At 61.8% G+C, this 26,567-nt stretch carries 28 protein-coding genes and 1 tRNA gene; 11 read left to right on the top strand and 18 right to left on the bottom strand.

Annotated elements, in window-relative coordinates; all coding sequences use genetic code 11:
* Positions 1–27 precede the first annotated feature (27 nt).
* Entirely contained in the window at positions 28–1,035 is a 1,008-nt protein-coding gene (hemB, locus tag AACZ55_RS00955) for a porphobilinogen synthase (protein ID WP_339642057.1), read from the top strand.
* 76 nt (positions 1,036–1,111) lie between these two features.
* On the opposite strand, the gene AACZ55_RS00950 is transcribed toward hemB, so the two are convergent.
* Together AACZ55_RS00950 and AACZ55_RS00945 are read right to left on the bottom strand one after the other, a co-directional pair.
* Entirely contained in the window at positions 1,112–1,948 is an 837-nt protein-coding gene (locus AACZ55_RS00950) for an alpha/beta hydrolase (RefSeq protein WP_339642054.1), read from the bottom strand.
* Between the two features lie 226 nt (positions 1,949–2,174).
* Positions 2,175–2,579 carry a helix-turn-helix domain-containing protein gene (locus tag AACZ55_RS00945; protein ID WP_339642052.1) on the bottom strand — a complete coding sequence of 135 codons (405 nt, stop codon included), beginning with the start codon at positions 2,577–2,579 and terminating at the stop codon, positions 2,175–2,177.
* A gap of 67 nt (positions 2,580–2,646) precedes the next feature.
* Here AACZ55_RS00945 and AACZ55_RS00940 point away from each other — a divergent pair, with 67 nt between their 5' ends.
* The 5 genes from AACZ55_RS00940 (at position 2,647) to AACZ55_RS00920 (ending at position 6,646) form a co-directional block, all read left to right on the top strand.
* The gene (locus AACZ55_RS00940; protein ID WP_339642050.1) at positions 2,647–3,291 is read left to right on the top strand and encodes a cation transporter; all 645 of its coding nucleotides are present in this window, start codon (positions 2,647–2,649) and stop codon (positions 3,289–3,291) included.
* Positions 3,292–3,348: 57 nt separating this feature from the next.
* Entirely contained in the window at positions 3,349–4,041 is a 693-nt protein-coding gene (locus AACZ55_RS00935) for an SDR family NAD(P)-dependent oxidoreductase (RefSeq protein WP_339642047.1), read from the top strand.
* Positions 4,042–4,119: 78 nt separating this feature from the next.
* Entirely contained in the window at positions 4,120–4,647 is a 528-nt protein-coding gene (locus AACZ55_RS00930; RefSeq protein WP_339642044.1) for an RDD family protein, read from the top strand.
* 217 nt (positions 4,648–4,864) lie between these two features.
* Positions 4,865–5,623, top strand: a complete 759-nt coding sequence (locus AACZ55_RS00925) for an arginyltransferase (protein ID WP_339642041.1) — start codon at positions 4,865–4,867, stop codon at positions 5,621–5,623.
* On the top strand, positions 5,624–6,646 hold the full coding sequence (locus AACZ55_RS00920) for an endonuclease/exonuclease/phosphatase family protein (protein WP_339642038.1): 1,023 nt from the start codon (positions 5,624–5,626) through the stop codon (positions 6,644–6,646).
* 217 nt (positions 6,647–6,863) lie between these two features.
* Here the strand turns inward: AACZ55_RS00920 and parC are convergent, their stop codons facing one another.
* From parC to rpoZ, 10 genes are all read right to left on the bottom strand, one after another.
* Entirely contained in the window at positions 6,864–9,116 is a 2,253-nt protein-coding gene (gene parC, locus AACZ55_RS00915) for a DNA topoisomerase IV subunit A (protein WP_339642036.1), read from the bottom strand.
* 148 nt (positions 9,117–9,264) lie between these two features.
* Entirely contained in the window at positions 9,265–9,594 is a 330-nt protein-coding gene (locus AACZ55_RS00910) for a hypothetical protein (RefSeq protein WP_338607084.1), read from the bottom strand.
* A gap of 101 nt (positions 9,595–9,695) precedes the next feature.
* A complete protein-coding gene (gene recO, locus AACZ55_RS00905; RefSeq protein ID WP_339642032.1) occupies positions 9,696–10,409 on the bottom strand; it encodes a DNA repair protein RecO in 714 nt (237 codons plus the stop codon).
* A 221-nt stretch (positions 10,410–10,630) separates the two neighbouring features.
* The gene (gene era / locus AACZ55_RS00900; protein WP_339642029.1) at positions 10,631–11,542 is read right to left on the bottom strand and encodes a GTPase Era; all 912 of its coding nucleotides are present in this window, start codon (positions 11,540–11,542) and stop codon (positions 10,631–10,633) included.
* The gene (gene rnc, locus AACZ55_RS00895) at positions 11,539–12,246 is read right to left on the bottom strand and encodes a ribonuclease III (RefSeq protein WP_338607087.1); all 708 of its coding nucleotides are present in this window, start codon (positions 12,244–12,246) and stop codon (positions 11,539–11,541) included. Before rnc ends, era begins: the two co-directional genes overlap by 4 nt.
* A complete protein-coding gene (gene lepB, locus AACZ55_RS00890; protein ID WP_339642168.1) occupies positions 12,243–13,001 on the bottom strand; it encodes a signal peptidase I in 759 nt (252 codons plus the stop codon). The genes rnc and lepB overlap by 4 nt, the downstream gene beginning before the upstream one ends.
* 35 nt (positions 13,002–13,036) lie before the next feature.
* Entirely contained in the window at positions 13,037–13,456 is a 420-nt protein-coding gene (acpS, locus tag AACZ55_RS00885; RefSeq protein ID WP_339642025.1) for a holo-ACP synthase, read from the bottom strand.
* The gene (pyrE, locus tag AACZ55_RS00880) at positions 13,453–14,037 is read right to left on the bottom strand and encodes an orotate phosphoribosyltransferase (RefSeq protein WP_339642022.1); all 585 of its coding nucleotides are present in this window, start codon (positions 14,035–14,037) and stop codon (positions 13,453–13,455) included. Before pyrE ends, acpS begins: the two co-directional genes overlap by 4 nt.
* The gene (locus AACZ55_RS00875; protein ID WP_339642019.1) at positions 14,034–16,325 is read right to left on the bottom strand and encodes a bifunctional (p)ppGpp synthetase/guanosine-3',5'-bis(diphosphate) 3'-pyrophosphohydrolase; all 2,292 of its coding nucleotides are present in this window, start codon (positions 16,323–16,325) and stop codon (positions 14,034–14,036) included. Before AACZ55_RS00875 ends, pyrE begins: the two co-directional genes overlap by 4 nt.
* A 100-nt stretch (positions 16,326–16,425) precedes the next feature.
* Positions 16,426–16,794, bottom strand: a complete 369-nt coding sequence (rpoZ, locus tag AACZ55_RS00870; RefSeq protein WP_338607091.1) for a DNA-directed RNA polymerase subunit omega — start codon at positions 16,792–16,794, stop codon at positions 16,426–16,428.
* 190 nt (positions 16,795–16,984) lie between these two features.
* On the opposite strand from rpoZ, the gene AACZ55_RS00865 reads away from it, so the two are divergent.
* Together AACZ55_RS00865 and AACZ55_RS00860 are read left to right on the top strand one after the other, a co-directional pair.
* Entirely contained in the window at positions 16,985–17,551 is a 567-nt protein-coding gene (locus tag AACZ55_RS00865; RefSeq protein ID WP_339642015.1) for an NYN domain-containing protein, read from the top strand.
* Positions 17,538–18,218, top strand: coding sequence for a uracil-DNA glycosylase (locus tag AACZ55_RS00860; RefSeq protein WP_339642012.1), 681 nt, complete (start codon positions 17,538–17,540; stop codon positions 18,216–18,218). The genes AACZ55_RS00865 and AACZ55_RS00860 overlap by 14 nt, the downstream gene beginning before the upstream one ends.
* A 207-nt stretch (positions 18,219–18,425) precedes the next feature.
* On the opposite strand, the gene smpB is transcribed toward AACZ55_RS00860, so the two are convergent.
* Positions 18,426–18,905: an SsrA-binding protein SmpB gene (gene smpB / locus AACZ55_RS00855; RefSeq protein ID WP_338607094.1), complete on the bottom strand. Its 480-nt coding sequence runs from the start codon at positions 18,903–18,905 to the stop codon at positions 18,426–18,428.
* A gap of 10 nt (positions 18,906–18,915) precedes the next feature.
* Positions 18,916–19,794, bottom strand: a complete 879-nt coding sequence (gene dapA / locus AACZ55_RS00850) for a 4-hydroxy-tetrahydrodipicolinate synthase (RefSeq protein WP_339642008.1) — start codon at positions 19,792–19,794, stop codon at positions 18,916–18,918.
* Between the two features lie 378 nt (positions 19,795–20,172).
* On the opposite strand from dapA, the gene AACZ55_RS00845 reads away from it, so the two are divergent.
* The gene (locus AACZ55_RS00845) at positions 20,173–21,132 is read left to right on the top strand and encodes an alpha/beta hydrolase (RefSeq protein WP_339642005.1); all 960 of its coding nucleotides are present in this window, start codon (positions 20,173–20,175) and stop codon (positions 21,130–21,132) included.
* A 24-nt stretch (positions 21,133–21,156) separates the two neighbouring features.
* Here the strand turns inward: AACZ55_RS00845 and AACZ55_RS00840 are convergent, their stop codons facing one another.
* The 3 genes from AACZ55_RS00840 to AACZ55_RS00830 all read right to left on the bottom strand — a co-directional run bounded on the left by AACZ55_RS00840 (position 21,157) and on the right by AACZ55_RS00830 (position 24,428).
* Positions 21,157–21,585, bottom strand: coding sequence for a hypothetical protein (locus AACZ55_RS00840; RefSeq protein WP_339642003.1), 429 nt, complete (start codon positions 21,583–21,585; stop codon positions 21,157–21,159).
* 240 nt (positions 21,586–21,825) lie between these two features.
* Positions 21,826–23,025, bottom strand: coding sequence for an OmpA family protein (locus tag AACZ55_RS00835; protein WP_339642000.1), 1,200 nt, complete (start codon positions 23,023–23,025; stop codon positions 21,826–21,828).
* 200 nt (positions 23,026–23,225) lie between these two features.
* On the bottom strand, positions 23,226–24,428 hold the full coding sequence (locus AACZ55_RS00830; RefSeq protein ID WP_339641997.1) for a porin: 1,203 nt from the start codon (positions 24,426–24,428) through the stop codon (positions 23,226–23,228).
* A 396-nt stretch (positions 24,429–24,824) separates the two neighbouring features.
* Here AACZ55_RS00830 and AACZ55_RS00825 point away from each other — a divergent pair, with 396 nt between their 5' ends.
* On the top strand, positions 24,825–25,460 hold the full coding sequence (locus AACZ55_RS00825) for a hypothetical protein (RefSeq protein WP_339641994.1): 636 nt from the start codon (positions 24,825–24,827) through the stop codon (positions 25,458–25,460).
* Positions 25,461–25,514: 54 nt separating this feature from the next.
* Positions 25,515–25,590 (top strand) — tRNA-Ala (locus tag AACZ55_RS00820).
* 315 nt (positions 25,591–25,905) lie between these two features.
* On the opposite strand, the gene AACZ55_RS00815 is transcribed toward AACZ55_RS00820, so the two are convergent.
* A partial coding sequence (locus AACZ55_RS00815; RefSeq protein ID WP_339641991.1) for a thiamine pyrophosphate-dependent enzyme occupies positions 25,906–26,567 on the bottom strand: 662 nt, incomplete at its 5' end.

Raw genomic sequence — 26,567 nt, 5'->3', positions numbered from 1 at the left:
TCGACACTATGAAGACTGGACGGATCGATGAGTTTTGAAAAGCACGACATGGACTTTCTCGGCGGCCGGCGGTTGCGCAGGCCGCGCATGGCGGGCTGGAGCCGCAGCCTTGTGGCCGAGAACGTGCTGACCCCTGCCGATCTGATCTGGCCGATCTTTGTGATTGAAGGGCAAAACGAGCGCCAGCCGGTTGCGACCATGCCGGGGGTGGAGCGCTTGAGCATCGATCTGGCGGTCGAGGCGGCCAGGGCTGCGCATGCCGAAGGCATTCCGGCCATGGCGCTGTTTCCCAACACCGATCCTTCCAAACGCACCGAGGACGGCATCGAAGCGACCAATCGCGACAATCTGGTGTGCCGCACGCTTTCAGCCATCAAGGACGCGGTGCCCGACATCGGGCTGGTGGCCGATGTGGCGCTCGATCCTTACACCAGCCACGGCCATGACGGGGTGATGGCGGGCGAGGAAATCCTCAACGACGAGACCGTTTCCATCCTCGTCAAGCAGGCGCTGGTTCAGGCGCAGTCCGGGGCCGACGTGATCGCGCCCTCCGACATGATGGACGGGCGCATCGGGGCGATCCGCGCAGCGCTCGACGATGAGGGTTTCGAAAAGACCATAGTCCTTTCCTATGCCGCCAAATACGCCTCGGCGTTCTATGGCCCGTTCCGCGACGCTGTGGGGTCGGGCGCCCGGCTCAAGGGCACTAAGCTCTCCTACCAGATGGACCCGGCCAATGCCGAAGACGCCATCCGCGAGGTCGAGCAGGATCTGGCCGAAGGCGCCGACTGGATCATGGTCAAGCCCGGCATGCTCTATCTCGACATCTGCCGCATGCTCAAGGACCGCTTCGACGTGCCGGTGTTCGCCTACCAGATCTCAGGCGAATACGCGATGATCGCCCACGCGGCGCAGGCCGGCATTCTGGACCGCGAGGCCGCGATGGCCGAAAGCCTTATGGCCTTCAAACGCGCCGGCTGCTCGGGCATCCTCACCTATTTCGCGCTGGACATGGCCCGGAAGATCAACCGGTAGGACCCGGGGTGGGTCGCGGACCGTCCGCCTCCCGATCAACCGCGCCAGAAAAACGCGGTCGCCGCCCTTGGCAGGCTCAATGCCCGCCTTCGACTATGTCGGAGATCGCCTGGCGAATAATGTCTGGGCTGTCGATAACAATCGTCTCGTGAGCGCTCTGCTCCGCGAGCACATATTTGCGGTTCGGCGCGCCAGTTGTAAAACTCTGGTGGGCAGCTCGCCATGCATCGGCCACGGGACCCGCTTCGCCGAACGGAGTCTCCTCCGCCCCAATGACGACGACCGGGACCGAAACTGGCCAAACTGCCCTGTGGAAGGCGCGCGAGACCTCCTCAAAAGATTGAGCCACAGCAATCAGTTGCCGATTTGCTGGGGTAGACGGGGCATCCTCAAGCTCGGCGATCATTGGAGTGTATTCAGCGGATAGGGCCGCGACCATGTCAACGGTGTAGAAGTCAGGCACATTGGCGTCCACCATGACGACACCCTTGAACCAGGACGGCTGCTGAATGGTCAGGAATGTGGCGATTTCACCGGCGATCGAGTGGGAAACCAGAACCACGTCCCGGGTCGCCCCAAGCTCGCGGAGCCCAGTCTCCAGATCGTCGGTTGCAGCGTCGAGGTCCCAAGGTCCCGGCACTTCATCGCTCGCGCCCATGCCGGCCCGATCATAGGTAATCACTTTTGACCCGGTGCGCTCTGCCAGATCGAGCGCAAAGCCCGTCCAATAAGACGAATCGTTGCCGCCACCAGCATCGAGGACAATTACCGGATCTGCGCCTGGAATGATGTTGAAGGCGAGCCTGTGGTCGCCATTGGAGATCATTCGGCTTTCAATCTCGTTCGATAAAGGGGCCGCAGCCGACGATAGAAAGAGCAGCACCCCCAGGCCCGCAGCTTTAAGAAATATCATGGTCATGCCCTGTGTTGAATTGATGATGCTGCAACGTGCTATATCGCGTCGCAACAAGAAACACTCTCAGTCCTAGCTGCCGAGTGCGACAGTTGATTGCCCTCGGACGAGAAACCACGCCATTTGTCTCGCAATGACCGCATCGGTCGCGCCCTGCCCGTCCATGCCGCCCCCAAGCCTCCTATTTCCACAACCGGCCGCATCACCACCATCACGCCCCTCTCCCCTAACCCGGCGGTGCCGACAGTGTCTCAATAACGCGGCACTGGGCGATCCGGCCCTGCCGGCATTGGTCGAGCATGGTGGACAGTTCGGCCTTCAGCGCTGTCAGCCGCGAAATGCGCAGTTCGATTTCGGCAAGGCGGCCCGAGGCGATGGCGTCGACCTGGGCGCAGGATTGGTCGGGGTTGTCCTGCAGGCCCAGCATGGCGCGGATGGCCTCGATCTCGAAGCCGAGCTGGCGGGCATGGAGGATGAAGAACAGCCGGCGCACGCTCTCCTCGTCGTAAAGGCGCCGATTGCCCGCCGTGCGGACCGGCTCGGGCAGCAGGCCAATCTGCTCGTAATAGCGGATGGTGGGGACCTTGACCCCGCTGCGCCGGGCCGCTTCGCCAATCGGGAAATCTTTCATTTCACGCTTGCTCCTCTAGTCGCTGGAGATTTTAGCATCGGCGCGAGATCAATTGAAAGGGGCTCCCATGAGCGGATCGTGCTGCAACCATAACGATGCGGATCAAGCGGCGAGAGCACAGGCCGACACAATTTATCGCCGCGTCCTGTGGGCCGTGCTGGCGATCAATGCCGTGATGTTCGTTGTCGAAATCGGCGCCGGCATCGCCTCGCGCTCGGCATCGTTGCAGGCCGACGCGGTCGATTTCCTCGGCGATGCGGCCAATTACGGCATCAGCCTTTTCGTGGTGGGGCACGCCCTGCACATCCGCGCCCGGGCATCGCTGGCCAAGGCGTTGACCATGGGCGCATTCGGGATTTGGGTGCTGGGGGTTGCCGGGTGGAACATGGTGACCGGGGCAACGCCCCATGCCTATACGATGGGCATCGTAGGGTTCAGCGCGCTTGTGGCCAATGGAGCGAGCTTTGGCCTGCTGTGGCGCTTTCGCGAGGGTGACAGCAATATGCGCTCGGCGTGGATCTGCACGCGCAATGACGTGGTGAGCAATATCGCCGTGCTGCTGGCCGCGCTTGGCGTGTTCGGGACCGGCACGGGCTGGCCGGACGTTCTGGTCGCCTCGATCATGGGCATTCTGGCACTTCAGGGGGCGACGGTGGTCACCCGGCAGGCGCTTGCCGAGTTGCGGCCGTTCAGTGTGCGGCCCGCTGAGTAGCGCGCGCTGAAAGCACGGCCGGTGATCGGGCTGGCGTCCGGGCGCGTATAAAACGCCATGACCGAAGCCACGCAAGCCCTCATCATCGGTTCGACAGGCGGGATCGGGCGCGCGCTCGTCGAACAGGTTCGCGCCTCGGGACGCTACGATCTGGTCACCGGCCTGTCGCGGTCCAGCAGCCCGGCCATCGACATCACCGATGAGGCCTCGATCGTATCGGCCATGGACGCGGTTGCCGGCCGTGGCGTGCTGCGGCTGGTGATCCTTGCAACCGGCTTTCTGCATCACGGCGCCATCGGGCCCGAAAAGGCCAACAGGCACTTGAGCGGCGAGGCGCTTGCGCAGGCGTTCGCCGTCAACACCATCGGCCCGGCCCTTGTCCTAAAGCACGTCCTGCCGCTCCTGCCCCGTTCGGGGCGTTCGGTGGTCATGGCGCTTTCGGCCAGGGTGGGCAGCATTTCTGACAACAGGCTGGGGGGCTGGCACAGCTATCGGGCATCCAAGGCCGCGCTCAACCAGATCGTGCGCACCTGTGCCATCGAATTGGCGCGAACCCATCGAGACGCCGTTCTGGTCGCCATGCATCCGGGAACCGTCGATACGCCGCTTTCGCGGCCGTTCTCCCGGTCGGGCCTCGACGTGCAACAGCCCGAGGACGCCGCCGGAGCGATCCTTGCGGGCCTCGATACATTGACCCCATCGGAGTCCGGGCAATTTTTCGACCGGACCGGCGAACGATTGCCCTATTGATCCGGGAAATCGTGGCCGTGGTCTTGTCATCGACGCCGATTGTACCAACATAATTCTCAACTTGAGGAGCACTGACCGTTGGCAACCGATTTTCTGGGGCGCATGCTGCGCCACGACCTTCCCAATCCCAACACGTCGCCCGAATTGTTCGACGGGATTCTGACGCGTCGGGTTATGGCGTTTCTGATCGACTGCGTCATCATGGGCGCGGCGATCCTTATCGTCACTCTGGTTGCCGGCATTCTGGGCATTTTCACGTTCGGGCTGACCTGGCTGTCCATTCCGCTGATCGTTCCGTTGACCTTTGTTGTCTATTACGCGGTGACGCTGGGTTCGGCTTCTCGGGCCACGCTGGGCATGCGGGCCACCGATATCGTGCTCACCCCGACGCGGGAGACGACGCTGGACGGGTGGATGGCGATGATCCATGTCGTGCTTTTCTGGATTTCGTGTTCCATCCTGACCCCGTTTATCGTTCTGATCGGGCTGTTCACACCGCGCCGCCAATTGCTGCACGATCTGGTGCTGGGCACCATGATGGTCCGTCGCTCGCCCATGGTGCGGCACTGGCAGGCCTACGCCCGTGCGGGCGACGCCGCCCAATAGGGCTCTTTCATCGCGCTTTCGATCCGCAAAAAGCGGTGTCCGGCTCCCGCCGGCACCGCTTTTGAGATTTGTCGCGTTGCACAGCGGGTTCGGTGCGATTACTATTGAATCCGAGCCGTTCGTTTTTCTGAAAAAGGGTTGAACGGCTTGAAATTTTCGGTTTGCCGCTGCTCATCGAGTGGCGTCGGACACCCCTGCGGGCCAAGCGAGTACCCTCATGGACCATACGCCGGAAAGCGCGCAGTTCTTTCTGACAGCCCCTTCGCCCTGCCCCTATCTCGAGGGCAGGCAGGAACGTAAGCTCTTTACGCACCTGTCCGGCCGGCGCGCCGCGGCGATGCATCATTTGTTGTCCGATCACGGGTTCCGGCGCTCGCAAAACCTGATCTACCGCCCGGCATGTCTCGATTGCGACGCCTGCCAGTCGGTGCGTGTGCGCGCAGTCGATTTTTTCCCGGCCACCCGCCACCGGCGCAATCTCAAGCAAAATTCCGATATCGTGGCCGAAATGGTGGCGCCCATCGTTTCAGCCGAGCAATACGGGCTGTTCAAGCGCTATCTCGATGCGCGGCACGATGGCGGCGGCATGACCCAGATGAGCTATCTCGATTATGAGTTCATGGTCGAGGACACGCCCGTCCAGTCCGTGCTCATCGAATACCGGCTGGCCGAGGACGGGCCGGACGGGGTGGCGGGCCAGCTTGTCGCCGTGGCGCTGACCGACCCCCTGCCCGACGGGCTTTCCATGGTCTACAGCTTTTTCGATCCGGCGCTGTCGCGGCGGGGCCTGGGCACCATGATGATTCTCGACCATATCGCCCGCGCCCGCGTCGCCGGTGGCTATCTCTATCTGGGATATTGGGTCAAGGATTCCCCGAAAATGGCCTACAAGGCCGCCTTCCAGCCCCTTGAGGTGCAGCGCGGCTCGCGCGGCTGGGTGGACCTCGACCCAGAGACCGGCGCGGAACCCGAATAGGTGGGCTCCATAGGCAAGATACTGGCCGCGCTGGTTGCCGCAGGCTATCTGTTGGTGTGCTGCCTTGTGGCGGGCATGGCGATCGTTGCGGTGCTGGGCTTTATCTACCCGGCCATGGATCTGTTCAACCACATCCAGCCGGTTCTGTTTTTCGGACTTCTGGCGCTGCTCGTTGCCAGTCCGGTCTTTGTGCGCTTCCGCGCCCTGCGCGCCCTGGCGCTGAGTATCGCGGCGACAGGGTTCGTGGCTTCGAGCGCCATCTACATTCCCGAACTGGTCACCGGCCTTGTTACCCGCACCACTGTTGCGCAGGCAGAGCAGACCTACAGGCTGATGACCTTCAACGTGTTCGGGCGCAATGAGGAACCGGAAGCGATCGTTGCCAACATCACCGGGGTCGATCCCGACATCGTGGCGCTGCAGGAATACAGCCCCGGCCTGCGCAGCGTGGTTCATCCGCTCCTGACCGAGCGCTATCCCCATTTCCAGTACTGCGCCGGCGGCGAGCGGGCGTTTGTGGGCCTCTATTCACGGCTGCCGTTCGAGCCGCTCGATGCGGATGCCTGCTCATCCTCGATCATGAGCACCGACCGCACGGCGCGGATCATCGTGCGTTTCCAGACCGAGGCCGGTCCGGCCTTTTCGCTGGCCACGACCCATAATGACTGGCCGGCCCCCGTCACCCGGCAGGCCGAGCAGTTCGCAACGCTGCGCGAGGCGCTTTCGACGGTCGAGCCGCCGCTGATCCTTGTGGGGGATTTCAACTCGACGCCCTGGTCCTATGCCCTGCGCGGGTTCGTAAGCGCTGCGGGGATGATGCGCCACACCTACAATCTGCCGACCTTCCCAACGCTCTGGTACTATCTGCGCGACTGGCGGGCGATGTTCCCCATCCTGCCCATCGACCATGTGATGACGCGCGGCGCCATCGCCATCCACGACCTGCGCACCGGCGAACCGAGCGGCAGCGACCACCTGCCGATCATCGTGGATTTTTCGGTTGAGGGTGAGGGGGCGTTGTAGAAGCAGCCGAGCCCCTCTCCACAAGGGCCTGTGCTGCGTGTCCATCTGCAGCGCCAACACACACCCACCCGTCATCCCGGGCAAAGACCCCGGACCCAGTAGGCTCAGAGCCCCAAGGGTGTCGCTGAAGGCAGAACCGCAAGTGCCGCGTGTACTGGATCCCGGCTCAAGGCCGGGATGACAGCCTGGGGTTGCCGTGAGGCACAATTACAATCCCCTACCCCACAAACCTGTTGTTGCGCGGAAAGCCCGTGGGGGGCTGACGGCCGGCCTGGGCGCGGTCGCCGATCCAGTCGAGCAGTTCTTCCATCGATTTCGAATAGTTCCGGCCCGAGGAATCGGTCCAGGTCAGCCCATCGGCGGAATTGAACAGCTTGGCATCTGAAATGCCGCCATCCTTGTATTTCTGGAGCCTGACGCCCTTGCCGCGGCTCATTTCGGGGAGTTGGGCGGCAGGGAAGACCAAAAGCTTGCGGTTCTGGCCGATGACGGCCACCGTATCGCCCTCGGCGCGCACGCAAAGCTTGGCCTCGCCCTTGCCCGAGACGTTCAGCACTTGCTTGCCCTTGCGGGTGTTGGCGATCAGATCGTCCTCGGCGACGACGAAACCGTTGCCGATATCGGAAGCGATCAGGCGTTTGGTGCCGGGCTTGTAAACGAACAGATCGACGATATCCTGGCCCTCTTCGATATCGACCATGATGCGGACCGGCTCGCCATGGCCGCGCCCGCCGGGCAGTCTGTCGGCGCCCAGGGTATAGACCTTGCCGCCGGTGGTCAGCATGAGCAATTTGTCGGTCGTCTCACACGTCAGCGCCAGCTTGAGCCTGTCGTCGGACTTGAAGGTCTGGGCCGAGGCATCGTTATTGTGGCCCTTGAGCGCGCGAATCCAGCCCTTCTGCGACAGGATCACGGTGATCGGCTCACGCTCGATCATCGCGGTTTCGATGTCGGCAAGATCGGTCTCGGGCGCGGCGGCGAACTGGGTGCGGCGACGGCCGAGCTTTGTATCGGGACCGTAGGATTTTTTCAGCTCACCGATCTCGGTGGTGATGACGCCCCACTGCTTTTTCTCGGACGCCAGAATTGTCTCGATGTGGGTCTTTTCCTCGCTGAGCTTGTCGAACTCGGAACGGATCTCGATTTCCTCGAGCTTGTGCAGGCTGCGCAGGCGCATATTGAGGATGGCGTCGGCCTGGACGTCCGAGAGGTCCCATTTGGCCATCATCGTGGCCTTGGGCTCATCCTCCTCGCGGATGATTCGGATCACCTCGTCGAGGTTGAGATAGGCAACGAGATAGCCGCCCAGCACTTCGAGGCGGTGCTCGATCTGACCGAGGCGGTAGCGCGAGCGGCGGACCAGCACGTCCTTGCGGTGATTGAGCCACGCCTTGAGCACCTGCGCAAGATTCATCACGCGCGGAATCTGGCCCATGTCCAAAACGTTCATGTTCAGCGAGAACCGGCTTTCGAGCTCGGTCAGCTTGAACATCGACTCCATGAGCAACACGGAATCGACGGTGCGGGCGCGCGGCTCGAGCACCAGCCTTATGTCCTCGGCGCTTTCGTCGCGCACGTCCTTGAGCAGCGGCAGGCGGCGGGCCAGCAGCAGTTCTGCGATCTTTTCGACCAGCCGGGACTTCTGCACGCCATAGGGGATTTCGGTGATGACGATGTTGTAGGTGCCCCGCCCGCTGTCCTCGACCTCCCATTTGGCGCGCACGCGGAACCCGCCGCGGCCGGTGGTGTAGGCCTGTTCGGTCGCCGCCGGATCGTCCACGAGAATGCCGCCGGTGGGAAAATCGGGACCGGGAACGAAGCGGATCAGGTCTTTGGCCGTCGCTTCGGGATTGGAGAGGATGTGCAGGCAGGCGTCGCACAATTCGGCGACGTTGTGGGGGGGAATATTGGTTGCCATGCCCACGGCGATGCCGCTCGAGCCGTTGGCCAGCAGGTTGGGAAAGTTGGACGGCAGGACAACGGGCTCTTCGTCCTCGCCATCGTAATTGGGGCGGAACTCGACGGCGTCCTCGGTGATCGCTTCGAGCAGACGTTGAGCGACCTCGGTCATCCGGCTTTCGGTATAGCGCATGGCCGCCGCGCTATCGCCGTCGATCGAGCCGAAATTGCCCTGCCCGTCGACCATCGGGTAGCGAACGGAAAAATCCTGTGCCATGCGCACCAGCGCGTCATAGACCGACTGGTCGCCATGGGGGTGAAACTTACCGATCACGTCACCGACGATACGCGCCGATTTCTTGTAGCCCTGGGCCGGGTCGAGCTTCAAAAGCCGCATGGCGTGCAGGATGCGGCGGTGGACGGGCTTGAGCCCATCGCGGGCATCGGGGAGCGCGCGCTGTGTGATGGTGGAGATGGCATAGGAGAGATAGCGCTCTTCGAGCGCACTCCTCAGATCGACTATGCCGTCCTTTTTTCTGTCATCACGGGGCGGATCGATAACATCGGCCATTGGCCATCCTTTTCAGGGCAAGCGAATCAGATGGGCAGTATAGTCAAAGGTGCTCGAAATTGCCGGATTGCGTGGGGCTTTTGTGGAAAACCAGCCGGCATCGAACCGAAATCCGCGCCGGCGTGACCGGCGCGGTGGCAGCGTTCGATTATTGAGCGACCAGCGTGTAGCTGCCGAGTTCGCAGATATCGATTTCGAATTCTTCGAGTTCAGGGCCTTCTGCGGTCTCGAAACGGAAATCGTAAAGGCATTGGTCCGAACCGTCGCCGATGAATACGGTGCCGTTGTAGCCGGATTCGAGAACGCCGATCTCTTCGAGGAGATCGTTGCCCCAGTTTTCCTCGTTGGAGGGGGAGGCATAAAAATAGGTCAGCGTGTAGCCCGAATCGTTGGTGAGCGTGAACTCGACGTTCTGGGCAAGCGCCGGCGTGGAAACGAGGGCCGTGGCGGCCAGGATTGAAAGGATGGTCTTTTTCATTTCGTCCTCAAAAGCTGCGTGTTGCAGCGAGGCTTGGGTAGCCTGCCTTCAAGATCCGCGCCAGTGGACTTTGAATCAATCCGCAACGATCGAGCGTCTTGTCATTCCGTAAGGTGCCGCACCAGCCAGTCGCGGGTGGAGGGGTGCTCGATCTGGCGCGGTGCCCAGACGTGGCGGTCGAGGAAATAGCCGGTGAGCGTGAAGGCTGCGGCGACGTCGCCGGACGTGGGATCTGCGGAGCCGGAGAGAAAGGCCGGCAGCGCGAAAAGGCGGTCGGTATAGGGCGCTGCGGCCTCGGCACAGACTGCCCTGCCCGTTTTTGGCGAAACATGGGTCAGGTTCTCGTGCACGCCGGTCACCGCGCAGGTTTGAAGATCCAGCCCGAAGCCCAACTCTTCGAGAAGGTACATCTCGAACCGCGCCAGTTCGGCGCCGAGATCGATCGCGGCCCGTTCGTCATCGATCAGCGAAACGACACCGCGCAGCAATTCGTCATGCGGATCGCGTTCGGGCAAAAGGCGCAGATGGTCGGCGAGCAGTTGGAGAAGATAGAGCTTTTGACGGTCGGCAAGGATTTCGGCGGCGCGCAGGCGGGTCGCTTCGGCGGTGAAGGTGCCAAGATGGTCTTCGAGGCGGGCCCGCCATGTCAGCTGGGCTGAGTTGCCGGCCTGCAGGAACGCGGCGTGCTTTGGCGAGCGCCCGCCGCGCACAAGGCCGAGACAACGCCCGTGACCGGGCACCATGGCTTCGAGGATGAGCGCGGACTCGCCATGCCGCCTGACGCCGATGATAAGACCTTCAGAGGACCATTCCATACGCATTTTCCATGGCGGAAATCGACCTTCGACGCCCCTCACCCTCGGCAACCCCGGCCGCCGACCAAAATCTCAGCGTCACCCCGGCCACCGAGCCGGGGTCCAGTACGCTCAGCGCCCAGCGTAAGCCACAAGCGCTCCCGGTTACTGGATCCCGGGTCGGGCCCGGGATGACGGTGGTTGATTTGGCGGGCACGGTGTCCACCGTGTCAGACCAAGCCCTATTTCGTCCAGTCGAGCCCCATTTCGCGGTAGCGTTCGGGATCGTCGGCCCAGTTGGCGCGGACTTTGACGAACAGGAACAGATGCACGTCGGTTTCGAACATCTCGATCAGTTCCTTGCGCGCTTCGGCGCCGATGGTCTTGATGGTCTGCCCCTTGGCGCCCAGCACGATCATCTTGTGGGTGTCGCGGGTGACATAGATCACCTGCTCGACGCGGTAGGAGCCATCCTTCTGGATCTTGAAGCTCTCGGTCTCGACGGTCGCCTGATAGGGAATTTCGTCGTGGATGCGCAGGAACAGCTTTTCGCGCGTCACTTCGGCGGCAGTCAGCGCCATGGTCAGATCGGTCAGATGCTCTTCGGGGAAGTGCCATTCTTCGAGGGGCGCCTTGTCCCGGCACCATTGCACGAAATCGCCGACCCCGTGTCTGCGCAGGGCCGAGATCATGAAGGTGGTCTCGAAATTGACCTTCTCGTTGATCTTTTGGGAAAGCCCCAGCAATTCCTCGTGCTTGACCTTGTCGATCTTGTTGAGCACCAGAACCTTGGGCTGGCGGATATTGTCGAGTCCGTCGAGCAGCGCTTCGAATTCGCTGTTGAGCCCCTTTTGTGCATCGATGATCAGGGCCACCATGTCGGCATCCCCTGCCCCGGTCCAGGCCGATTGCACCATGGCGCGATCGAGCCGGCGCTTGGGCGCGAAAATGCCCGGCGTGTCGATAAAGACAAGCTGGGATTCCTCGATGGTCAGAACGCCGCGCACCTGGGCTCGGGTGGTCTGGGCCTTGTGGGTGACGATGGACACCTTGGTGCCCACAAGCGAATTGAGCAGGGTCGATTTGCCCGCGTTGGGGGCACCGACCAGGGCGACGAAACCGCATTTGGTCGCCATATCTTTAGCTTCACTCATTGGTCGGCCTTCCACACGCCTTCGCGCAGCAGGAACTTTTCGGCCGCCTGATGCTCGGCCAGTTTTTTCGAGGTGCCGGTCGCCGCGATCGCTTCAAAGCCACGCACGGAAACCGAGATGGTAAAGACCGGCGCGTGATCGGGTCCCGACCGCGCCGTTTCGACATAGGCGGGCGGCTCGAGCCCCTTGGCCTGCGCCCATTCCTGCAGTGCGGTCTTGGAGTCCGCACGGCGCGCCTGGGCCACGTCCAGATTATCACCGAACATGCGGTCAACGAAGGTATAGGCGGGATCGATGCCGCCATCGGCATAAATTGCGCCGATCACCGCTTCGCACACATCGCCCAGAATGGCGTCCTTGTCGGCGCCGCCGGTGCGCGCCTCGCTCTCACCGAGCCGCACGTATGAGCCCATATCGAGCTTGCGGGCCACCCTTGCGCAGGTTTCCTTGCGAACCAGCGAATTGAGGGTTCGCGAGAGCTCCCCTTCATTGGCCTTGGGCAGCCGCTTGCACAGCATGTCGGCCACCACCAGCCCGAGCACCCTGTCGCCAAGGAACTCGAAGCGCTGATAGGAATCGGCGGTGCGCTTTGAGGGCGATACGGCGCTCGAATGGGTCAGGGCGCGCAACAGCAGGGCGGGGTCGTTGAAAACATAGCCCAGCCTTGCCTCGAGCGTCTCGCGATCGCGCGCCCTCAAGCTCATTGATAAACCGAAGTGAACATACGGTCGAACCGGACATTGCCCGGCCAGCGCCAGATCTGCCAGGGCGGAATATTGTCCTGAATCGAGAAGAAGCGCCATTGGGCCTTGCCCACGAAATTTTCGAACGGCACGTAACCGACCGAAGACAGCGAGCGGGAGTCGAGCGAACGGTCGCGGTTGTCGCCCATCATGAAATAATGTCCCGGCGGCACTGTATAAACGCCGGTGTTGTCGAACTGTGCGTTGTCGGAAATCTCCTGGGTGACGTAGCTTACGCCATTGGGCAGGGTTTCACGATACTCGGTGACCGGGATATCGACGCCGGTGCTGTCGCGGTCAACCGTGGTGCCGACCTCTTCACGCGGCACGGTTTCGCCATTGATGGTCAGCCGTCCGTCGATCATCTGGATTTCGTCACCGGGCAGGCCGATGACGCGCTTGACGTAGTTTTCGCTCTGGGGCACGGGCCGGATCACCGCGATATCGCCGCGCTGGGGGGGCGCGTTGCCCAGGATGCGCCCGTTCCAGGGCACCTCGGAATAGGGCAGCGAATAGCGCGAATAGCCATAGCTGTATTTGGACGCCAGAATGTAGTCGCCAATCATCAGATTGGACTGCATCGACGCAGTGGGGATGGAAAACGGCTCGAAGGCGAAGGTGCGGAACACCAGAGCAATCAGCAGCGCCTGAACGATGATGACGATGGTTTCGCGAAGTTCGCCCTTGCCGGTTTTCTTCTTGGCGGCGTCCGACATAGGGGTGCTCATGGGTTGGAAAACTCGGGAGTTTGTTACGGGAGCGGCCGGGCCGGGTCAACCGGGAGCGCCTCGATGATCACGAAGGCTTGCGCCATGCCGTTATCGTCGGTGATCGAGACATGGATATGGGGTTCGTGCCCTGCGGGAACAAGCCTTGCCAGCATTGCCGCGGCCCCGCCGGTCAGCTTCATCGTGGGCTTGCCGCTGGGCAGATTGACCACGCCCATGTCCCGCCAATAAACACCGCGTGACAGCCCCGTGCCCAGCGCCTTGGCGCAGGCTTCCTTGGCGGCGAACCGTTTGGCGTAGGACGCGGCGCGCAGCCGCCGCCTGTCCGATTTGGTTCGCTCGATTTCGGTAAAGCAACGCCGGGTAAACCGCTCACCGAACCGTTCGAGCGTGCGCTCGACATGGGCGATCTCGCAGATGTCGTTGCCCAGCCCGATAATCATTGCAGGCCCCTGCTCCCCGGTTTCACCGCCGGCATAGCGGCCAATTCGGGCGGCAGGTTGTCGGGCGAATAGGCGGGCACCTTGTATTGGGTCAGCGACACCAGCGGCACGCCGACATCGGCCTCCCCGCCCGAGCGGTCAACGATACAGGCCGCCGCGATCACGTCGGCGCCCAGTGCCTTGATCGCATCGATGCATTCGCGGATCGAGAGGCCCGTCGAAACGATATCCTCGACGATGATCACCTTTTCGCCCGGCGCAACCGAAAAGCTGCGGCGCAATTCGAACACGCCGTTGACGCGCTCGGTGAAGATGGCCGGCACACCCAGATGGCGCGAGGTTTCGTAACCGGGAATGATGCCGCCGACCGCAGGCGAGACGATCTGTGAGACGTCGCCGAACCCTTCGGCCCTGATCTTTTCGGCCAGCGCCTTGCAGAGCTTTTCGGCTTTGTCGGCAAACATGAACACGCGGTTCTTTTGCAGGAACACCGGCGAGCGCAGGCCCGAGGACAGGATGAAATGGCCTTCGAGCAACGCATCGCAGGAGCGGAAAATATCGAGGACTTCGTCCTGGGTCATTGGGGTTCGGTCTCCATTGTCTCTTGGGTTCCCGCTTCGAGCGCGCCTTCCATGCCCGAAATGGCATTGGCCTGAACCATTGTGGCGCGCTGGACCCGCGACAGGCCCGGTGTGCGTTTGAGCGTTGCCAGGACGTCTGTCAACTGCGTCAGATCGTGCACTTCGAGCTCGAAGATGAGCTCGTGGGAATCGGCGGCAAGCGCCCGCATGGCCAGATTGGAGATATTGGCATCGCAGGCGGCAATGGCGCCGGTGATCTGGGCGAGCGATCCGGGGCGGTTCTGTGAATACATCGAAACCACGACCTTGAACCGCGCCTCGGGCTTTCCGGCCATGTCCCAGCGCACGTCGATCCAGCCCACATCCTTGTCATGGAAGGCGGCCAGTGCCTCGGATTCCATGGGATAGACTTCCATGTGGCCGGACTGGTGGAAGATGCCGATGATGCGGTCTCCGGGCACGACGCCTTCGCGCGAGATATCGACGGGCATGTTGAAATCGAACCCGACCATCGTGGCGAATTTCTTGATGGCGGTGTGCTGTCCACCGGGCATGCGGAACTTGAAATATTGCGCGTTGCGCAGCGCGAACCATCCCTCGGCGTCATTGGCCACCGGCAGCACCAGCCGCCCCTTGCGCCGCCGCTTGCCCTTGAGCGCGGTGGTTTCGCGTGCCAGATCCTCGGCCGTGATGCGCCCCTCGCCGATGGCGGCGAGCATGGAATTGCGGTCAGCGATCGAGAAACGATTGGCCAGCGCGACGATCTCGTCCTCGTTGAGCTCGAGCGACTCGCGCTCGATCACCGCCATCAGCACCTGCTCGCCCAGCGCAATCGCCCGCGCAAAAGCACCCTGGCGCACGGCGCGACGAACCGCCGAGCGCGCCTTGCCGGTCATGGCGATGTTTTCCCAATTGGGCGGCGGGGTATGGGCCGCATCGCGCAGGATTTCGACTTCATCACCCGAATGAAGCTGGGTGATGAGCGGCATCACCGTGCCGTTGATCTTGCACCCCACGCAGGTATCGCCGACATCGGTGTGCACGGCATAGGCGAAATCGATCGGCGTGGCACCGCGCGGCAGGGCAATCAGCCGTCCGCGCGGGGTAAAGCAGAACACCTGGTCCTGGAACAGTTCGAGCTTTGTGTGTTCGACGAACTCTTCGGGGTTATCGCCCTCGGTGAGCCGGGCAATTGTCGAGCGCAGCCAGTTATAGGCCTGGCTTTCCTCTTCCAGCCTGTGCATGTCGCCGGAAATGGCTTCCTTGTAGAGCTGGTGTGCGGCGATGCCGAATTCGGCGATGGCGTGCATTTCCTGGGTGCGGATCTGCAGTTCGACGCGCTGGCGGCCGGGACCGACGATGGTGGTGTGGATCGAGCGGTAATCGTTGGCCTTGGGGACCGAAATGTAATCCTTGAACCGGCCCGGCACGACCTTCCAGCTCGTGTGGATGACGCCGAGCGTACGGTAGCATTCGTCGATCGTGTCGACGATCACCCTAAAGCCGATCATGTCGGAAAGCTGTTCGAGGGCAATCGCCTTGCGCTCTATCTTTGAATAGATCGACCAGGCCGATTTCAGCCGCCAGGACACCTTGGCCTTGATCCCCTGCCCGGCCAGATGCTCTTCGAGCTCGCTACGGATTTCCGCGACGATCTCGCGGCTGGAAATCTCCATCTGCGACAGGCGCGAGGTGATGGCATTGTAGTGCTCGGGGTAGAGCGACTTGAACGCCAGATCCTCAAGCTCGTTGCGCATGTCCTGCATACCCATGCGTCCGGCGAGCGGGGCATAGATATCCATGGTCTCCTGCGCGATGCGGCCGCGCTTGTGGACCGGCATGAACTCGAGCGTGCGCATGTTGTGCAGGCGATCGGCCAGCTTGACCAGCAGCACGCGCACGTCCTGGGAAATGGCCAGCAGCAGCTTGCGCAGGTTTTCGGCCTGGGCTTCTTCGCGGGAGACGAGGTTGAGGCGCTCGATCTTGGTCAGCCCGTCGACGATCTGACCGATCTCGGTGCCGAACATCTCGTCGATCTCGGCGCGGGTGGCGTCAGTGTCCTCGATGGTGTCGTGCAGAAGCGCCACGGCGATGGTGGCATCGTCGAGCTTGAGATCGGTGAGGATGGCGGCGACTTCGAGCGGGTGGGCGAAGTAAGGGTCACCCGAAGCGCGGGTCTGGCTGCCATGCTTTTGCATGCCGTAAACGTAAGCCTTGTTGAGCAGGGCTTCGTCGGCATTGGGATTGTAGGCCAGAACGCGTTCGACGAGTTCGTACTGACGCATCATGCGCCGGGGTACTCCAGGCAAATTCAAGTTCACAAACTGCAAAGGCGCCGGGCCGGAGCCTGACGCCTTCACAAACACTATAGGGAAAGGCTTGCGCCGATCAATCGTCGCGACGCTCGGGGGGCGCCAGCGACTCGATGCCGCGGAGCAGCTCTTCTTCGGAAATGGTGTCGAACACCGGACCTTCTTCGTCCGAAGAGGTTTCGATGCGCGGCGCGGTGTCCATTTCCGGCTCGTCGACTTCCACATACTTCTGGAGCGAGTGGATCAGATCTTCCTGCAGATCGTCGGGCGAAATGGTGCCATCGCCGATTTCACGCAGGGCGACGACGGGGTTCTTGTCGTTGTCGCGATCCACGGTGATCTGGCCGCCCGAGGAGATCATGCGGGCGCGATGGGCGGCCGCAAGAACCAGCTCGAAGCGGTTCGGAATCTTTTCAATGCAATCTTCTACGGTGACGCGTGCCACAGCCGGTCTCCATTGCTTTAGGGGAGTTGCCGTTCTCTTACACGAGGGCCTTGGCGATGACAAGCGGGGGTTTGCCCCGCCCGATCATCTTAATTTGACGCCCGGAATGAACTTCTGTCGGGTTTGCCGCGTTGAGCCATGTGAACGATTGCAATTTTTCTACCGATTTTTGTTTGGAGCTTTTGTCCATATGTTCGATTCCCGGGAAAAGGTCGTGCTGTTCATCGACGGCGCCAACCTTTACGCGACGTCCCGAGCGCTTGGTGTCGATATCGACTACAAGCGGTTGCTCGGTGAGTTTCAGGACACGGCCTACCTGCTGCGCGCTTACTATTACACCGCGCTCGTCGAGGATCAGGAATATTCCTCGATCCGGCCGCTGATCGATTGGCTGGACTACAATGGCTACGCGGTGGTGACCAAGCCCGCCAAGGAATTTGTCGACGCGCAGGGGCGGCGCAAGATCAAGGGCAATATGGATATCGAGTTGGCCATCGATGCGCTCGAGATGTCCGCCCATTACGATCACCTCGTCCTGTTTTCAGGCGATGGAGATTTTACCGCGCTGGTCGCCGCATTGCAGCGGCGCGGCAAAAAGGTGACCGTCGCTTCGACGCTGACCACGCCCACGCCGATGATTTCGGACGATCTGCGGCGCCAGGCCGACTACTTTCTCGAAATCGCCACCCTGATCAAGACGGTGGGCCGCCCGCAGGTTGACCGCCAGCAGGTCGCCAGAGAGGATGTTTCGCCCTGATTCTTGTGCGAGACTGTCCTTGGCGCTCCCGACCAATCCACCACCAGATTGTCCGCTCTGTCCGCGACTGGCCGAGTTTCGGCACGTCAATCAGCACCAGTTTCCAGATTGGCACAACGCGCCGGTGGACAATTGGGGCGATGCCGCCCCCCGCCTGCTGATCGTCGGGCTGGCGCCGGGGCTGCGCGGGGCGAACCGCACCGGGCGCCCGTTTACCGGCGATTACGCTGGCGATCTGCTCTATGCAACGCTCAAGAAATTCGGGCTGGCGACCGGCGAGTTCGAAGCCGATCCCAATGACAGCCTGCAGCTCGTCGATACGCTGATCGTCAATTCCGTGCGCTGCGTCCCGCCGCAAAACAAGCCGACCGGGCCGGAAATCGCCACCTGCAGACGGTTTCTTATCGCGACGATCGAGGCCAATCGTCAGGCAAAGGCGTTCTTTGCCCTTGGCCGCATCGCCCACGAATCGCTGCTCAGCGCCCTGGGAGAACGCCGCGCCGCCTTCCCGTTCGGCCACGGCCGCGCGCACCGGCTGAGCGACGGACGCACGCTGATCGATAGCTTCCACTGCTCGCGCTACAACACCAATACCGGGCGGCTGACGACCGAGATGTTCGAGGACGCGATGAGCAAGGCGAAGGCTGCGATAACGGCTGAAGGCTGAGCATCCACCTCCGGCGCTGGGGGTACTGGATTCCGGCTCAAGGCCGGAATGACGGTCGTGTGGAACATGGTGCAAGGAAAGGCGGCGGCTCTGCGAGGGGCCGCTTCTGTTTGGCACAGGAGCATCCCTACCCCCTTGGTCATCCCGGACTTGATCCGGGATCCAGTACACTCGGCATTCGAGCAGGCCCGACCGTCCGAGGCCAGATCAGCCCTGCTTCAAGATCCGCTGTTTATCCCGGGCCCAATCGCGATCCTTCTGGACGTCGCGTTTGTCGTGGGATTTTCGGCCCTTGGCGAGACCGATCAGCAGTTTGGCCATGCCGCGATCGTTGAAATAGAGTTTGAGCGGCACGATGGTGTTGCCCTGCCGCTCGACGCCCTTGGCGAGCTTGTCGAGTTCGCGGTGCGAGACCAGAAGCTTGCGGCGGCGCTTTTCGTCGTGGTTGAAGCGGTTGGCCTGCACATATTCGGGAATGTTGGCATTGATCAGCCAAAGTTCCCCGCCCTCGGGCGACACGTAGGATTCGGCGATCTGGGCCTTGCCGTTACGGAGGGATTTCACTTCTGTCCCGCGCAGCACGATGCCGGCCTCGATGGTGTCGAGAACCTCATAATCGAACCGGGCCCGGCGGTTTTCGGCCACCATGCCGGTTTCGAGCAAACCTTTTTCTTTCTTCGGTGCCATTACTTATCGATCAGTTGATGAGCCCGGCGTGGACCAGTGCGGCGTCGATGGCCGCGCGGGTGGTTTCTGTCACCGGAACCAGCGGAAGCCGGATTTCGTCGCCGAACAGGCCGAGCCTGGACGCGGCATATTTGACGCCCTGCGGGTTGGGCTCGATAAACAGTGCCTTGTGGAGCGGTGCCAGCCGATCCTGAATGGTGAGCGCGGTGCTGAAATCTCCGGCCTGACAGGCGGCCTGAAACGCCGAGCACAGCCTTGGCGCAACATTGGAGGTGACCGAAATGCACCCCCTGCCCCCATGGGCGTTGTACCCCAGCGCGGTAATGTCCTCGCCCGAGAGCATGACGAACTCCGAGCCCAGCGCAGCGCGCGTCATTGTCGCCTTGCTCATGTCGGCGGTCGCGTCCTTGACGCCGACGATATTGGGGCACGCATCGCGCAGGCGCTTCATGGTGTCGACGCTGATATCGACCACCGTGCGGCCGGGCACCGAATAGAGAATGACGGGCAGGCTGGTCGCCTTTGCAATCGCTGAAAAATGCTGGAACAGGCCCTCCTGGTTGGGCTTGTTGTAATAGGGCACGATGGTCAGAATGCCATCGGCGCCGGCCTTTTCGGCAAACTGGGCGAGATGGATGGCTTCACGCGTCGAATTGGAGCCGGCCCCGGCGATGACGGGAACGCGCTTGTCGGCCACTTCGATGGCGATCTCGATAACGCGGCGATGTTCCTCGTGGCTGACCGTGGGACTTTCGCCCGTGGTTCCCACCGGCACCAGACCGTTGGTGCCTTCCTCGATCTGCCATTTGACGAAGCGCGCCATGGCGTCTTCATCAACAGCACCCTTATGGAACGGCGTTACCAACGCCGTGATCGACCCGGAAAACATGTGAGACAGTCCTTGATTTTCGACAGTAGGCGCGCCTGGCAGCCGCCTTTAACGAGATTATCGCGCTTCCCAAGAAAGCGCTTCAACTTTCCATTTTTGTCGCGCTTCCGAACCCCAAAGTGGTTCCCACTTCTGCTGGAAGCACTCCAACATTTTGTTTTGTCGCGCTTCCGAACCGCAAAAGTGGTGCCCACTTTTGCTGGAAGCACTCCAGTATCGCCCTCGATCCCTAAGGGGATGTTTCTTGATGGCGCGGGATGACGGTTTTGTCACCCCAGAACTGGCGCACCATAATGGCACTTGCATGGCGCGACAAGGAGGGCCACGGCCTCACGCTCACCGCGATTGCCTGCGCCGCCGGGCGTGGTATGAAGCATCATGTTCAAGCGCGCAACTCCCCTGCCCCAAACACAGCTTTTTTCCGACCTTCCGGTCAGGACGATCACCTGCGGCAGTGCCAGTACACAGATTGCCGTGCATGTTCATGGCGAGATTTCCGATGATGTGGTCCCGATCGTCTGCCTGCCGGGCTATGTGCGCAATATGTCCGATTTCGCCGGACTGCCCGCCGCGATCAACCGGCTGCCCGGTACCGGCTTTAGCTTCATCCTGATCGATCTGCCCGGTCGGGGCCGGTCGTCGTACATGGGCAAGGGTGCGCGCTATTCCACGCTCGCCGATGCCGATTGCGTGCTTGATGTGATGGCGGCGCTCGACGTGCCGCGCGCCGTTCTGGCCGGCGAAGGCCATGGCGGCCAGGTCGCCATGATCATTGCCGCGCGCCGTCCCCTGGCCGTTGCCGGAACCATCCTGATCGATGCCGGGCCGGTGACCGACCCGCGCGGGCTGGTGCGCACGCGCAACAATTTCCGCCATTTGACGGCGCTCAGATCGGCGCCGGCTTGCCGGGCTGCGCTGCGCAAGATCCTGAGCACCGATTATCCGGGCGAGTCCGCGGCGCGGCTCGACGGGTTCGCCCAGCGCATTTATGCCGAGGACGGGCGCGGAAAGCTGCGCTCACTTTTCGACAGCCAGTTGATCGCCCAGCTCGAACAGTTCGAATTCGACGACGTTCTCGAACCGCAATGGCAATTGTTCGATACGCTTTCCCACGTCCCGCTGATGATCGTGCGCTCGCAACTGACCGATCAGGTGCGGCGGGCAAGTTTTGACGAGATGGTGCGCCGGCGCCGCGACGCGGCAACGCTGGTCATATCCGATCAGGGATCGCCTGCCCTTCTCGAAGATGCCGAGGAACATCAGGCCATGGCGGCATTCTTGCGCGACATATGCCGGGCAGATGAGCCTGATGTCGGCGACAGGGCCGCGTCTGCCTGACATCGACGCGCCAACGGCGCACGCTCACTTCCGGCTGGCGGCCTTGGCCAGCGCCTTGGCCTGTGAGACCCATTTTTCCCGCTCGATGCGGCCCTTGAAGGACAGTCGGGCGTTCATCATGGCGATGGATTTGGCGTTCCAGGCGGCAATCTGGCTGAAATGATACACACCATTGTGGTGCAGAACCGATTCAAGTTTGGGGCCTATCCCCTTGATTTTCTTGAGATCGTCAGGTTGTCCGCCAATCGGTTCATTGAGCAGGCCAAGCGCTGGGTCGCCGAGGTCGGGTCGTTCGGGCACAACCGGCGTTTGAGCTTGATCGGGCTGGGCGACCGGTTCGGCACGCCGGCTGGGCCCGAACATCCGCTTGAGCAGATATCCGACAAGACAGCCGATGAAAAAGGCGGCGAGCAGCAGCAGCGCGCTGGGAAGGATGTGCGGCGTGGGATCCATGGACTTGCTTTCAAACTCTTGTTTGCCGCGCTTCCGGACCGGAAAAGTCTGCAGCTTTTCCTGGAAGCATTCAACGCCCCTCTTCGGGTGCGCCGTACCATCCGGTCGCAATGCCGATCAGCACGGCCAGAACCAGAAACGGCCAGTTGATGGCGATCAGATATGCTATGTCACTCACTGCCCAAGCCCCCCTCTTTCCGGTCGGAGCCCTGCCTTTGCGGCGGCTCACATCCGGCATTGCTATTGCGCAATGTCTTCGAAGCTGAAGACGATGCGCCGATTTTGCGCCTTGCCCGCCGCCGTTTCGTTGGACGCGACGGGAAGACTTGCCCCATAGCCGACGGCGAAAAGGCGCTGGGGGTCGATCCCCTGCGCCACCAACCGGTCGACAACCGCCTCGGCACGGCTGAGGGACAAAACCAGATTGGTTTCGTCGCGCCCATCGGCGTCGGTATGTCCTTCTACATAAACCGGCTGCGCAGGGCAAATGGCCAGTACTGCGGCGATATCGGCAATAAGGCTCTCTGACGACATCGTCGGGGTCGTGCGGCCCGAGGCGAAGGAAATTGCGTTGTCTTGCGTGAGCGCGGCAACCTGCTCACGGCACTGTGTGGCTTCCGCCTCGAGATTCGCATTCGCGGCAGCGTCCCCATCCGGAACGATCGGATCGGTGGGAGCAATGTCCTGCTGTTCCTGGACGATCGCCTGATCTTGTGGGCTGTCCTCATCGACCGGCGCTTGCCGTTCGGTCGTTCCTTCCGTGGGGACGGCATCGACGATGTCGTCGGACAGCGGCTGTTCGCCGGTCGCATCGTCGGCCTCGACCTCGGGCTCGAGCACCGTATCGGCTGTAGATTGCGTGGACGCCTCGGCATCCGCGGTTTCGATAATCTCCGTTACATCTTCGCGTGCTGGCTCGCTTTCCTCAAGCAGGCCTTCAACCGACTCCATGACATCCTCGCCAATCGGTCCGGGGGCCTGGATGTCTTCCGCATCGCCACCTCCCGGCGCTTCGATGGCCAGTACCCATTCCGCACCGTCGCCGGCCGACCCAAGAGCTTCGATCAGCGCATCGCGACTCGCATCGGGCCGCAATGTGCCCGTCACCGTCCATTGCCCCGCGCCATAGGCAATCGATCCGTCTTCCAGCATCTCGCTGGCCGCTATGGCTTTCATCGCATCACGCAGGAATCCCAGCGGCGCGCCGTCGGCAATCGTCATGCCGTCATCGTCGATCCCTGCCCGCCCCGAAAGAATCGTCGCGACGGATTGGTATGGCACATTGCCATTCAGCGTGATGTCGCCGGCATCGATCTGCACGGCCCAGCCAAAGGCATCGCCGGACCCAATCTCCGCTGTCTCATCGAGTGATTGATACTGCGCATGCGCCGCCTGGATCGGGGTCAATACGATGACGGCGGGCAGGACAAAAAAGAGCAAGCGGGGAAAAGTCATTCAAAGCCAATAGGTTTACGCCGCGTGCCGCGGCAATGTCGGTCGACTCGGGATTTCGGCGTTCAGTGTAAAGCATTTTGGCCGCCGACGAAGCCGGTCCAGGCGATCATTTCCCGCTCAACGCAAAAGAAAAGGCCCGGCAAACGCCGGGCCTTTCCAAACAATCGCCTCGAGGCGAAGAGTTCTTAGAACTCTTTGGAAGCTTCGAAGGTCAGCTTGTAGTGGTCGTCGGTGTCGGCGAACACGTTCAGGCTGGTTTCGAAACCGCCGCCCGGTGCGTAGGTCACACCAGCAGCGCCATAGATGTAGTCAGCGCCGCCGTTGTCGGTGTAGCCGAGTTCAGCGTTGGCAGTGATGGTTTCGGTGACGTCAGCGTCAACACCACCGTAAACGGTGAAGATGTCAACGGCTGCGACTTCCTGGTAGCCGGCGCCGATGTATACGGCAACGGTATCAGTGGCGTCGAACGAACCTTCGCCGGCAATGCCCCAGTCGCTGTTGTCGCGGAAGTAGGCATCAGCGTCGAGAGTGAACATGTCGAGGGTTGCCGTGGCACCGAGCGAAGCGATGTAATCGCCGGTGTCATCGAAGATCACGCTAGCGCGGGCTTCGAACGAGTCGAACTCTGCAGCAACAGCAGCGTAGAAGTTGACCGGATCAGTGGCACCATAAAGGTCGCCAAGGAGAACGGCAGCTTCAGCTGAGAACATGCCGCCGTCATATTCGACGCCGAGCAGTGCAGTGCCGCCGTCGCCGGGCGAGCCGGCTCCGGCGTCATTCAGGTCTTCAAGACCTGCGATGACGGTGAACCCATCTGCAACCAGCGACTCGATGGTGATGACGTGACCGCCCTGAGCGACTTCATTCGTCAGGTCGTTTTCATCGAAGTCCCAATCGAAATCGCCGTGCTCGTCGCCACCATAAGTCCGGTCGAGAACTTCGGTATCGAAGATCGAATCCTTCAGACCAGCGGAGAGAACGGTGGTGTCACCGAACTGGACATAGGCTTGATCGATAACGGGATCTTCCGAACGCGTCCTAATAGGAGCAACGCCACTCGTCAGGCTGTCATCATCAACGAGCGAGATGAACGCAACTGCAGCGCCGGCATCGGTCTGGGTGGTGGCTTCGAAAGCCAGTTCCCAATCGACATTCGACTCAATAGACCAGCCAGCCCGATCAACGTCTTCCTGAAGGATATATTCGTAAGCCACTTCACCCGAGATCGACAGGCAGGTGTCGTCGGATTCGATGGTCAGGCCCGAGATGCCGTAGGCATCGCAGACGCCGAGCGACACGAAAGTCGCCGGAATCGGATCAGCAGCCTGGGCACCCGTCGACAGGGCCAGAACAGCTGCAGAACCCAGAAGAAGGCTCTTAAGTTTCATAATTGACCTCCAAAGTCAGTCATTCAGTTTGTTTGTGCCGGGCTATCCGGCAGTTTGTCGAAACGCGACCACATTATTGTTGGTGTCGTGTGTTGCCGTCGCGTTGCGACCGACAAACGATCCCATGCATGGATTCGCAAGACCCACTCTAGCGATGCCGGTTGGGTTCGCAACAGCCGTTCGCCCTGTTCAACGGCCATTCGGGAGGGTTGCGGGACCAATGTTGCAAAATGTCCACACATACGGAAACCACTCGTTAACACTTGAGGCAATCATTGTTTACGAGTCCTTTATCTATCGCCTGCGACAGACTGGGACGAACCGGTTTCGCAAAACAGCCACATTGGTGATGTGCTTGGGTTTCAAGCGCCACTTCGTATAATCGCAGGATTTCTCTTGTCCGACCGAACATCATTGTTGTCAGGCGCATTCGTTGTGCTGCTGGCCGTCTCGGTGGCCGGCCAGGCATCGGCGCAGAGTGGCGCGGCGGACGTCGACCAGATGTTGGCCGATGCAGATGCTCTGGTCGTGAGCACCGATGTCACCACGCGGTGCGCCCTTTTCGATGATTCCATCGTCTACCTCACGCCACTCGAACAGGTGGCCGCCCAGATCCGGCTCGGCGAAATCGCCACCGCGGCCGCAGAGGCGATCGAGGACGCGCCGGACCGCATTGCCCGGATGCGGGCCGAGGCGGCAGCGATAGCCTGCGGCGATCCCGACCTCACGCCCTATATGGATTTCGGGCGGCAGACCGCGCGCGACGTCATCGATATCGCGCTGTTCGCCTGGCGGTCGATCGACGTTCCGGGCTGCAACTATTTCGCCGATGACGATTTCATGCGCGCCGCCGAACGGGCCACCACGGCTGCGGAGCAGGCAACGATCGAGGGCCAGGCCAACCGCGTCACCTATATCGAGCAGCGCGGCGCGGCCTGGGCCGAAATTTTTGCCACCAATTGCGCCAATCTCGGCTTTGAGCCGGTGGAGACCTTGCCGGGCCAGATCGCCCTGGCACTGCCCACACAATAGTCGCCATTCACCCCTTCCAGCCTGCGCGATATTGCGCTAAACCGATCCCCGAATGGGGCTGTAGCTCAGTTGGGAGAGCGCGTCGTTCGCAATGACGAGGTCGTCGGTTCGATCCCGATCAGCTCCACCATTTTTTCTCTCACGGGCCGCACCGCGTCCATTTTGTCTCACGGCGCGCACCACTGCGGGCATGACGGCGCTGAAACCGCGCCTATGCCCTCCGCTGCGCCTGCGACGGCGCGGCGAAAACGTTCGCCGGGGTCCTCGGCTCCGCCTCGTCCACATTCTGCCTCACGGGCCGCACCGCGAAAGCCATGACGGGCTGAAACCGCCCTATGGCTTTCACTGGCCCTGCGACGGCGCGGCGAAAACGTTCGCCGGGGTCCTCGGCTCCGCCTCGTCCGTCCGTCTCAAGGCCGCTCGACGGCATGACGGGACCAAGGCCTCAAGCCTTGTCCTGGGCCGCCTGTCGCAGCTTGGTGAGAGTGGTTCGGGGTGTGATCGCCTCTGGATCGAGTTTGAGGTCGATCACCGCCGCCTTGCCCGATGCCAGGGCACGCTCCATTGCCGGGGCAAACTCAGCGGTGGTGCGCACCGTTTCGCCGTGCGCGCCGAAGGCTTTTGCGTAGGCCGCGAAGTCGGGGTTGACCAGATCGGTGGCCGAAACGCGCCCCGGGTAATGGTTTTCCTGGTGCATGCGGATGGTGCCCAGAATGCCATTGTTGAAGACGATGGTGACCGGTTTGGCACCGGCCGCCATGGCCGTGGCGAGATCCTGTGCGCTCATCAGGAAATCGCCGTCCCCGGCAAAGCAGACCACCGGCGTTTCGGGCTGGACGATCGCGGCGGCGATGGCGGCGGGAAACCCATAGCCCATTGACCCCGAGGTCGGGGCCAGTTGTGTGCCAAGGCGGCGATAGCGATGGAAGCGGTGCAGCCAGACCGAGAAATTGCCCGCGCCATTGGTGTATATCGTTTCAGCCGGCATATTGGCCTCGAGCCATTCCATCACCGCGCCAAGCTGGATATCGCCGGGATTGGACGGACAGACCTGCCATTGGGCATAGGCCGCATGGGCGGCCTCGCCGGACCCGGCCCAGGCCGGCG

This window comes from uncultured Pelagibacterium sp. (assembly GCF_963972885.1).
Classification (GTDB): domain Bacteria; phylum Pseudomonadota; class Alphaproteobacteria; order Rhizobiales; family Devosiaceae; genus Pelagibacterium; species Pelagibacterium nitratireducens.
The sequence above is the reverse complement of the archived record's forward strand: the minus strand, read 5'-3'. Positions and strand labels throughout refer to the sequence as shown.

What these genes read in the sequence shown, in the direction of transcription:
- hemB (WP_339642057.1), top strand. Translation starts at nt 28, where the DNA reads ATGAGTTTTGAAAAGCACGACATGGACTTTCTCGGCGGCCGGCGGTTG.
- AACZ55_RS00950 (WP_339642054.1), bottom strand. Translation starts at nt 1,948, where the DNA reads ATGATATTTCTTAAAGCTGCGGGCCTGGGGGTGCTGCTCTTTCTATCG.
- AACZ55_RS00945 (WP_339642052.1), bottom strand. Translation starts at nt 2,579, where the DNA reads ATGAAAGATTTCCCGATTGGCGAAGCGGCCCGGCGCAGCGGGGTCAAG.
- AACZ55_RS00940 (WP_339642050.1), top strand. Translation starts at nt 2,647, where the DNA reads ATGAGCGGATCGTGCTGCAACCATAACGATGCGGATCAAGCGGCGAGA.
- AACZ55_RS00935 (WP_339642047.1), top strand. Translation starts at nt 3,349, where the DNA reads ATGACCGAAGCCACGCAAGCCCTCATCATCGGTTCGACAGGCGGGATC.
- AACZ55_RS00925 (WP_339642041.1), top strand. Translation starts at nt 4,865, where the DNA reads ATGGACCATACGCCGGAAAGCGCGCAGTTCTTTCTGACAGCCCCTTCG.
- parC (WP_339642036.1), bottom strand. Translation starts at nt 9,116, where the DNA reads ATGGCCGATGTTATCGATCCGCCCCGTGATGACAGAAAAAAGGACGGC.
- AACZ55_RS00910 (WP_338607084.1), bottom strand. Translation starts at nt 9,594, where the DNA reads ATGAAAAAGACCATCCTTTCAATCCTGGCCGCCACGGCCCTCGTTTCC.
- recO (WP_339642032.1), bottom strand. Translation starts at nt 10,409, where the DNA reads ATGGAATGGTCCTCTGAAGGTCTTATCATCGGCGTCAGGCGGCATGGC.
- era (WP_339642029.1), bottom strand. Translation starts at nt 11,542, where the DNA reads ATGAGTGAAGCTAAAGATATGGCGACCAAATGCGGTTTCGTCGCCCTG.
- rnc (WP_338607087.1), bottom strand. Translation starts at nt 12,246, where the DNA reads ATGAGCTTGAGGGCGCGCGATCGCGAGACGCTCGAGGCAAGGCTGGGC.
- lepB (WP_339642168.1), bottom strand. Translation starts at nt 13,001, where the DNA reads ATGTCGGACGCCGCCAAGAAGAAAACCGGCAAGGGCGAACTTCGCGAA.
- acpS (WP_339642025.1), bottom strand. Translation starts at nt 13,456, where the DNA reads ATGATTATCGGGCTGGGCAACGACATCTGCGAGATCGCCCATGTCGAG.
- pyrE (WP_339642022.1), bottom strand. Translation starts at nt 14,037, where the DNA reads ATGACCCAGGACGAAGTCCTCGATATTTTCCGCTCCTGCGATGCGTTG.
- AACZ55_RS00875 (WP_339642019.1), bottom strand. Translation starts at nt 16,325, where the DNA reads ATGATGCGTCAGTACGAACTCGTCGAACGCGTTCTGGCCTACAATCCC.
- AACZ55_RS00865 (WP_339642015.1), top strand. Translation starts at nt 16,985, where the DNA reads ATGTTCGATTCCCGGGAAAAGGTCGTGCTGTTCATCGACGGCGCCAAC.
- AACZ55_RS00860 (WP_339642012.1), top strand. Translation starts at nt 17,538, where the DNA reads ATGTTTCGCCCTGATTCTTGTGCGAGACTGTCCTTGGCGCTCCCGACC.
- smpB (WP_338607094.1), bottom strand. Translation starts at nt 18,905, where the DNA reads ATGGCACCGAAGAAAGAAAAAGGTTTGCTCGAAACCGGCATGGTGGCC.
- dapA (WP_339642008.1), bottom strand. Translation starts at nt 19,794, where the DNA reads ATGTTTTCCGGGTCGATCACGGCGTTGGTAACGCCGTTCCATAAGGGT.
- AACZ55_RS00845 (WP_339642005.1), top strand. Translation starts at nt 20,173, where the DNA reads ATGTTCAAGCGCGCAACTCCCCTGCCCCAAACACAGCTTTTTTCCGAC.
- AACZ55_RS00840 (WP_339642003.1), bottom strand. Translation starts at nt 21,585, where the DNA reads ATGGATCCCACGCCGCACATCCTTCCCAGCGCGCTGCTGCTGCTCGCC.
- AACZ55_RS00830 (WP_339641997.1), bottom strand. Translation starts at nt 24,428, where the DNA reads ATGAAACTTAAGAGCCTTCTTCTGGGTTCTGCAGCTGTTCTGGCCCTG.